Here is an 8,361-nt window from a genome sequence, read left to right as displayed (position 1 = left end):
TTCTTGCCTGCACATTCTTTAACCCTTTCTCTTATCAATGAACTTACTTTTAACATGCCTTTACTTTCCATTTAACTAGCTTCAGCTATACTTAGCCTGAAGCCGGAAAACTCGGCGGGTTCCAAACTGGCACCCAAAACCCAAGGAGGAGGATGGAGTTTGGTAAACAAGAGGTTCGGTAGGGGAGTGCTGTTGATGAGTCTGGTGCTGGCGTTGGCAGTGGCAGTAGTAGGTTGCGGTAAGCCAAAGGAAACCCCGTCTACTGGTGGCAACACTGGCGGAAGCACGTCAGGGGTGACCGGTTCCATCGTTGCTGGCGGATCTACTGCTCTTCAGCCCCTTGTGGATGCTGCGGCCCAGCAGTTTATGGCTAAGAATCCCGGGGCTCAGATTTCGGTTCAAGGTGGGGGTAGCGGTACCGGTTTGACGCAGGTACTCCAAGGCGGTTTTCAGATTGGAAATTCGGACTTATTTGCGGAGGAAAAGCTGAAGCCAGAAGAAGCTTCTCAACTAAAGGATCACAAAGTTTGCGTTGTGGCCATGGCCGCTGTGGTACATCCAGGGGTAGGAGCTAAGGTTACTAACCTCACTAAGCAGCAGATGATTGACATCTGGACTGGCAAGATCACTAACTGGAAGGATGTAGGTGGACCAGACGTTAAGATAACCCTGGTCAACCGGCCGGCTAGCTCTGGGACCCGAGCCACCTTCAAGAAATTTGCATTGGACGGCAAGGAAGAAGCCAAGGGCATTGAGCAAGAAGCTTCGGGTACTGTAAAGCAGATCGTAAGTCAGACCCCGGGGGCAATTGGTTACTTAGCTCTTTCTTACCTGGATGATTCCATCAAGGTGGTAAGCTTGGATGGGGTGGCACCTACCAAGGAGAACGTTGCCAATGGAACCTATCCGGTTTGGGCATATGAGCATATGTACACCAAAGGTGAGCCGAGCGGGCTAACTAAGGCATTTCTCGATTACATTCTCAGCGATGAAATACAAAAGACGCTGGTGGTTCAGGAGGGTTACATCCCCATTACCGATATGAAGGTAGAAAGGGATGCTAGCGGAAACGTTAAGAAGCTTTAAGCTGGTCTGCAGCATTTGCCATGCCGGTATAGGCAGGAGTCCTGGGCTGCGGAGCCAAGCCTCGACATAGGCAAGTTGGAAGAACTAGGGGCCGCGCCCTACAGGCGCGGCCCTTTTGGATTCCCATGGTTTCTAAGGCAACCTTAACCCACCGCTAACAATATCTTAACCAAGCTCCGGTAAAATGAGCGCGTGGGAGGCATGAATGTGGCGAAATTGGGGCGATGGTTGGCAAAACTCCGAAAAGAAACGGCCGGTCGCATACTGGTATACGGTTGCGCGGCCCTAGTAATTCTTATAACCTTAGCCATTGTAGTTTTCGTAGCTCGCCAGGGCTTAACTACTTTTGTGGTCGATAAGATCAGTGTTTTTAAGTTTCTTTTCAGTAGCGAATGGAATCCAGAACTACCAGCCAGCCAGGGCGGTCCTCTCCTAGGTTCTCTAACCATGAGTATAGGTTCCCTTCTTACCTCTGGTCTAGCGGTGCTTTTGGCGGCCCCCACCGCTATCATTGCTGCTGTTTTTTTGGTTGAGATTGCTCCTTCCTGGGGTAGGCAAGTGCTGCAGCCAGCCATCGAGTTATTGGCCGGAATTCCCTCGGTAGTCTACGGTTATACTGGGCTGGTGGTGCTGGTGCCTCTGGTACGGGAGCGCTTTGGGGGAATGGGCTTCAGCCTGCTAGCGGGCGGGATCGTCCTTGGCATTATGATTCTCCCTACCATCGCTAGCCTATCTGCGGATAGCTTGCGGGCCCTACCAAGCAGCCTAAAGGAAGCTGCCTACGCTCTGGGCAGTACCAGGTGGCAGACTATTAGGTTGGTGCTCCTGCCGGCGGCAAAGCCAGGCATCCTGACCGGGATTATCCTAGGTTTAGCCCGAGCCTTTGGTGAGGCTTTGGCAGTACAGATGGTCATCGGCAATGTTAGGCATATTCCCCATTCCATCCTTGACCCAGTTATCACTTTAACTAGCGCCATCACTTTGGATATGGGCTACACCGTGAGCGGATCAACCTGGAACAATGCCCTTTGGAGCATGAGCCTTATGCTCCTGGTCATGACTTGTATATTCATCTTGCTAGCACGAATGGCAGCAAAGGGAAGGGAAGTACGTTGAACGCTAGGCTGGCAGATAAGGCGGCCACTATGCTTTTCTGGTGCGGCGCATTATTGATTGTTGGGTTTCTGTTGTGGTTTATCGGTTACGTGCTCTACCGGGGAGCCGGTTCCATCTCGTGGGACTTCTTGACCCGCCCTCCCGAAAACTTACGCGCCGGCGGCGGTATCGGCCCGCAACTGTTCAACTCCTTTTATCTCTTAATCTTATCCATGCTGCTCACCGTACCCTTGGGGGTGGGAGGCGGGATTTATATGGCTGAGTACGCCCGCCCTTCGCTCTTTACTTCTTTTGTACGGCTCAGCACTGAAACTTTGGCCTCCCTACCTTCCATTGTCGTAGGCATGTTTGGCCTATTAATCTTTGTAAACTACATGGGATGGGGTTTCTCGGTAGCCAGTGGAGCCTTAGCATTGACTGTCTTTAATCTTCCGGTGATGGTACGGATTTCCGAGGAATCCCTGCGCAACTTGGGCCCTGAGCTCAGGGAGGCTAGCCTGGCTTTGGGAGCCAGTCGCTGGCAGACCATTACTAGGGTCCTCATACCCTCGGCGTTCCCAGGTATTGTTACGGGTATTATCTTGACTGCCGGTAGGTGTTTTGGTGAGGCAGCTGCCCTGCTTTACACCGCTGGGATTTCCAGCCCGCCGTTAGACTTCGGTCAGTGGAACCCTACCTATCCTGCCTCTCCGCTCAATCCTTTTCGCCCAGCTGCCTCATTGGCGGTCCATATCTGGAAGGTAAACGCCGAAGGCTTAATTCCCGATCTGCGCCGGGTAGCTGATGGATCAGCAGCTGTGCTCATGGTTGTAGTATTAGTGTTCAACGTTGTTGCTCGTTGGGTCGGAAACAGGATTTATCGCCGGCTGACCGGAATCTAGCTTGCTTTCCTATACAAAACCAGATGGCATTGGTGGACATGCAGGGGTAAAATAAAAGTCAGCTGTTTAGCTTTCGTAAGACCGCGTTAAAGGTTAATTGGGTCAAGGGGAGTAGCTCCGGCGGGCTTTGCCCCCGGTGGCTAGGGTCGTCAGCACGGCTTTCCGCCCGGTCCTAGCAAGAAAAGGCGAGACCTTGCCGCCCAAGGGAGGTGAGGTGTCGTCATTTTATGTTATTTTAGTAAGGCAAGGACAGTCGATGCTAAGATCAAAGCTTTCCCAAGTAGCAGGACATCTGTAGGAGGGTAGACCGTGCTCGATATCATACTACTAGTCTTAAGTTTGGCAGTAATACTAGCTGGAGCAGAATTTTTCACCAACGGCGTGGAATGGCTGGGAAAAAAGTTTAATCTTGGCGAAGGCGCAGTGGGATCCATATTGGCGGCGGTTGGGACTGCTTTGCCGGAAACGATGGTGCCAATCATTGCCATCATTTTTGGCGGCCAAGCATCAGGGGAAAGCATCGGTATCGGTGCTATTTTAGGGGCACCGTTTATGCTCAGCACCCTGGCTTTCTTTATCACCGGCCTGGCGGCGGTGGCTTACCGGAAGCGACGGCCCAATTACCCGCGTATGGACTTAGATACTGCCATCATGAGCCGTGATCTAGGCTTCTTTTTATTGGTTTATACCATCGCCATTTCTGCTGCTTTCTTGCACCAGCATATCTTTAAAGAGTTCATTGCTACAGCCTTGGTGTTGGCTTATGGCACTTATGCTTACCTAACAGTCAAGCATGGGCAAGGTGAAGGCGCTGATGAGGAGATGAACCCTCTTTACTTCTATCGCTTCACCAGCAATCCCCCCACCGCTCTGGTGTTCCTACAAGTAGCAGTTGCCCTAGGGATGATCGTGGGTGGAGCCCGCTTGTTTGTAAGAGGGGTCGAGGACATCTCCACCATGCTGGGCGTGCCACCTTTCGTATTGGCGCTTATTATTGCCCCGATTGCTACCGAGCTGCCGGAGAAATTCAACAGCGTCATCTGGATCGGGCGAGGAAAAGACACCCTGGCGCTTGGAAATATTACCGGAGCCATGGTGTTTCAGAGCTCCATTATACCCGCTGTGGGCATCACTCTGACTTCCTGGGTGCTGACCCGGGGAGCCATGCTCAGCGCGGTCTTGGCTCTAGCTTCAGCCGGCTTGGTCTATCTGCAAATCCTCCGCAAGCGGTATTTAACGCCCCACATTTTGTTGGGCGGGGGTGTTTTTTATAGCATCTTCATATTGCTGGTAGTAACTGGAGTAATACGGTAAGAAATGGGTAAAGAATAAGCTCGGGCCCGGGTTTTCCTGGGCTCTTCTTTTATTGATTAGTCAAAGCAGGTTTTGGTTGGCCAAGCGGCGAATTCGTATAAGATAGCCAACGTAGCCAATAGTGTGGTCCCGTGGGTGGGGTGGTTCATAGTGCGGATTCGCAATCTTATGGATTCTGTAATCCTAAGCGTAAAGAAATACCAGAGCATGCAAGAGGCTTTCGAGCTCTGGCAAGAAAAGGGCAGGCCGGAGGTAGTGCCGATCGTGGCCCAATCGGTGCGGCCGGTGGGTTTGCTTACCGAACGCGACTTCCTCGAGTATCTCTTAGAGATCAATAGTGGGTGCAAAGCTACGGGGTCTGCCTCGACGTCACAGGCAACCTCGACAGCCAAAGCCAAGGCCAGTGTGGCCCATTGGGCTTCAGGCAAATGGGCCATAGTGCCGGCCGAGTCTTCACCGGAGGAGGTCTGGCCCGTTTCTGTACCCTGGCTATTAGCCGTGGATGAAAGCGGGCGCTTAGTCGGTACTTTAAATGCAGCTGCTGTAGCCCGGGCCATGACCGAACGTTATCAGGGCCGAATTAAGCAGCTGGAAAGCATTTTGGAGTCAGCCCACAATGCCATCATTGCCATTGATAAGGATGGGCTAGTAACCTTCTATAACGAAGCGGCCGAAAAGCTAGTGTGGCGCCCCAAGGCGGACGTGATTGGCAAGCACTTGTCCCAGGTTGTTATTCCCCTAGGGCTTCTAGACATCCTAAAGACTGGGGAAAAGCAGTACGGGTATAAATTCACCATCCGTTATTCCCGCGGGCCGCGAACCTATCTCACTAACCGCACTCCTATTGTTGAGGATGGAGAAGTGGTGGGAGCAGTTGGAGTCTTTCAGGACGTATCCGAGATGGAAGGTATCGCGGAGGAGCTTACCAGCGTAAAGAACCTGAATAGCGAACTGGAAGCCATAATCGAAGCTTCTTATGACGGCATCATTATCACCGATGCTGAAGGCCGGATCTTAAGGGTCAATCGGGCTCATGCCCGCCTCTCCGGTCTTACCCCTGAGGCCATCGTAGGTAAAACCATGGAACAGCTAGTTAAGGAGGGGCTGCTGTCGGCTTCCTTGGTGGATCCAGTGCTAAAGGCGCGGTCCGCGGTAAGCATGGTAGTGGAGACAGGATCGGGCAACCAGCTCTTGGTTACCGGCAATCCGGTCTTCGACTCCCAAGGCGAGGTGCGGCGGGTGGTACTAAACGTCCGGGATTTAAGCGAGCTTAATGATTTGAAGACTCAACTAGAGGCTACCCGTGAGCTCAGCTTACGCTACCAGGCTGAGCTGCAGGAACTGCGGTCACGGCTGAACAATCAAAACGGGATAGTCATTAACTCGGTGGCCATGGAAAAGGTTATTGATTTGGCTCTACGGGTGGCCCGGGTAGATTCAACCGTGCTGATTCTAGGCGAATCCGGGGTGGGTAAGGATGTGGTGGCCCGCATCATTCACAACAACAGCCCTCGCCAATCAGGCCCCTTCATTAAAATTAACTGCGGTGCTATTCCTGAGAGCCTGCTAGAGTCCGAGCTCTTTGGGTATGAGCCCGGGGCTTTCTCCGGGGCCAGCCGCGAGGGCAAGCCGGGCATGTTTGAATTAGCCCATAATGGCACCCTATTCTTGGATGAGATTGCTGAACTTCCCTTGGCTTTGCAAGTAAAGTTGCTTCGCGCTATTCAGGACCGGGAAATTGTCCGGGTGGGCGGAGTCAAGGCCCGGCAAATAAATGTCCGGATCATAGCTGCCACCAATCAGGATCTCCAGGCCATGGTAGAGGAGGGGCGTTTCCGGGAGGATCTCTACTTTCGCCTCAACGTGGTTCCTATCAAGGTGCCGCCATTGCGGGAGCGCAAGGAGGAAATAATTCCCATGGCCCGAGAGTTCCTAAAACGCTTTCGCCATGAGTATAAACTTGAAAAGGATTTTAGTCCCGAGGTATGGGATGCCTTCTTACAGTATGCCTGGCCAGGCAATGTTCGCGAGCTACAGAACATGGTGGAGCGGCTCCTGGTAACCGCCCCTGGCCCGGTGATTACCAAGGACAATCTTCCTATCGAAATGGCCGAACCAGGCTACCAAGTCTCCCGGAACCAGGTGACTGTAAGCGGGATCTTGCCGCTGAAACAAGCTGTTGACGAGGTTGAACGGCAGCTGATTGAGAAAGCGGTTGATGTTTACGGCAGCACCTATAAGGCGGCCAAAGCCTTGAAAGTAAACCAGTCCACCGTGGCCCGCAAGCTAAACAAATACCGCCGAGCGCCCTAAAAGGCGCAAGCTATCTATGCCCGGGTTCCAACAGCGCAAAGCTCTACGGAAAGAAAAGTCGCCCCGGGAGCTTCTGGTTGTAGTACAATAACATTGTGACCAAAAGAACAAAGATGATGATAGAGAGATAAGAGATTTTGGAGGCGGAGGGATTACTTATGCGGTGGCAAGAGGAGTATCGTAGCAAGTTAGTTACCCCTGAAAAGGCGGTATCTGTCATTGAATCCAATTCTCGAGTAGTGGTAGGCAACTTCAATGCCCAGCCAGATGTTCTGTTGAAGAGCTTGTGCCAACGGCGGGACGAACTGCGAAACGTTGAGATAGTGCAAATGGTAGCGGCTGGACCCGCCCCTTATGCCCAACCAGGAATGCAGGAAGCCTTTCGTCCCAACGTACTTTTTGCTGGGCCCAGTACACGGGATGCGGTTGCATCAGGGCGGGCTGATTATACTCCCTGCCGATTCTTCGAGATTCCTAGACTCTTCTATGATAACCTCTTACCCGTGGATGTAGCCATGATCTGCGTTTCTCCACCAGATCGCCATGGCTTTTGTAGCTTTGGTATTGGAGTTGATTATGCAGTGGCAGCAGCCAGCTGTGCTCGGGTAGTGATTGCTGAGGTGCGCTCGCAGATGCCAAGGACTATGGGGAACTTTATTCACATCAGTAACATTGACTGGGTAGTAGAATCTGAGGAGCCATTACGGGAATTCCCACCTGTGCAGTCGGACGCGGTTATAGATGCCATCGGGCATAATGTGGCCGAGCTAATACCTGATGGGGCTACCCTACAGCTGGGCATCGGTGGGATACCCGACGCCGTAGCGCGTTACCTGACCGACCGCAAGGATCTCGGCATCCATAGCGAGATGTTCTCTGACAGCACCGTGGATTTGGTTGAAAAGGGAGTAATTACCAATCAACTTAAAGAGCACCACCGAGGTCGGTTAGTGGCTACCTTCCTTATGGGGACTAGAAAGCTGTACGACTTCGTGGATGACAACCCGATGGTCGAGATGTTGCCGGTTGATTATGTAAATGACCCCGCAGTTATTGGCCAGCTGCACAACTTGATAAGCATCAATTCTGCAGTTGAGGTCGACTTAATGGGGCAAGTCAATGCCGAAGCAATAGGCGGGGTTCAAATTAGCGCCGTAGGCGGGCAGATGGACTTTGTGGAGGGGGCCCGCCGCTCTCCTGGGGGGATGTCCATCATTGCCATGCCGTCGACGGCCGCTGGAGGTAAAGTCTCAAGGATAGTTCCGTATCTGAATCCATACACTCCTGTGACTACGCCTCGCTATGCTGTGGACGTAGTGGTTACTGAGTACGGTGTAGCTTACCTCCGCGGAAAGAGCCTGCGCCAGCGGGCGGAGGCACTGATGGCCATTGCTCATCCCCGCTTCCAGTCGGAGTTAGAGGAGGAGTGGAAAGAGCACGTAGAAGGCCGGAAATTGGCCAGCCGGGTTGGCTAGTAGAGCAATCAACTTAGGCACGAGGCTGGGGTTGCTTTCTTGCGGCCCCAGTCATTTTTTTAGACCAATGAGTGGATCGATTTTAAAAGTGCTGGGTCATCCCCAGTTTTAAATTTCTGGCATCAAGGAAGGTAAGAATCCCAATAATCGGCGGCAACTTACCCTGAAAGCATTGA

6 protein-coding genes are annotated in these 8,361 nt (G+C 52.5%); all 6 read left to right on the top strand.

Features of this window, described 5'->3' with window-relative positions:
- Window positions 1-195 precede the first annotated feature (195 nt).
- The 6 genes from H5U02_12425 (at window position 196) to H5U02_12400 (ending at window position 8,185) form a co-directional block, all read left to right on the top strand.
- Window positions 196-1,086: a phosphate ABC transporter substrate-binding protein gene (locus H5U02_12425; protein MBC7343223.1), complete on the top strand. Its 891-nt coding sequence runs from the start codon at window positions 196-198 to the stop codon at window positions 1,084-1,086.
- Window positions 1,087-1,287: 201 nt separating this feature from the next.
- Complete coding sequence (gene pstC, locus H5U02_12420) at window positions 1,288-2,202, top strand: phosphate ABC transporter permease subunit PstC (GenBank protein MBC7343222.1); 915 nt, start codon at window positions 1,288-1,290, stop codon at window positions 2,200-2,202.
- A complete protein-coding gene (gene pstA / locus H5U02_12415) occupies window positions 2,199-3,083 on the top strand; it encodes a phosphate ABC transporter permease PstA (protein ID MBC7343221.1) in 885 nt (294 codons plus the stop codon). Before pstC ends, pstA begins: the two co-directional genes overlap by 4 nt.
- A gap of 309 nt (window positions 3,084-3,392) precedes the next feature.
- Window positions 3,393-4,397 carry a sodium:calcium antiporter gene (locus H5U02_12410; GenBank protein MBC7343220.1) on the top strand — a complete coding sequence of 335 codons (1,005 nt, stop codon included), beginning with the start codon at window positions 3,393-3,395 and terminating at the stop codon, window positions 4,395-4,397.
- A gap of 150 nt (window positions 4,398-4,547) precedes the next feature.
- On the top strand, window positions 4,548-6,710 hold the full coding sequence (locus tag H5U02_12405; GenBank protein ID MBC7343219.1) for a sigma 54-interacting transcriptional regulator: 2,163 nt from the start codon (window positions 4,548-4,550) through the stop codon (window positions 6,708-6,710).
- A gap of 158 nt (window positions 6,711-6,868) precedes the next feature.
- Entirely contained in the window at window positions 6,869-8,185 is a 1,317-nt protein-coding gene (locus tag H5U02_12400; GenBank protein MBC7343218.1) for an acetyl-CoA hydrolase/transferase family protein, read from the top strand.
- Window positions 8,186-8,361 lie beyond the last annotated feature (176 nt).

The organism is Clostridia bacterium, assembly GCA_014360065.1.
Taxonomy (GTDB): Bacteria; Bacillota; DSM-521; order Neomoorellales; family JACIYF01; genus JACIYF01.
Note: the sequence above shows the minus strand (reverse complement) of the source record. Positions and strands in the feature narration are given on the sequence as shown.

Coding starts and splice junctions, on each gene's coding strand:
- H5U02_12425 (MBC7343223.1), top strand. CDS start 196: ATGAGTCTGGTGCTGGCGTTGGCAGTGGCAGTAGTAGGTTGCGGTAAG.
- pstC (MBC7343222.1), top strand. CDS start 1,288: ATGAATGTGGCGAAATTGGGGCGATGGTTGGCAAAACTCCGAAAAGAA.
- H5U02_12400 (MBC7343218.1), top strand. CDS start 6,869: ATGCGGTGGCAAGAGGAGTATCGTAGCAAGTTAGTTACCCCTGAAAAG.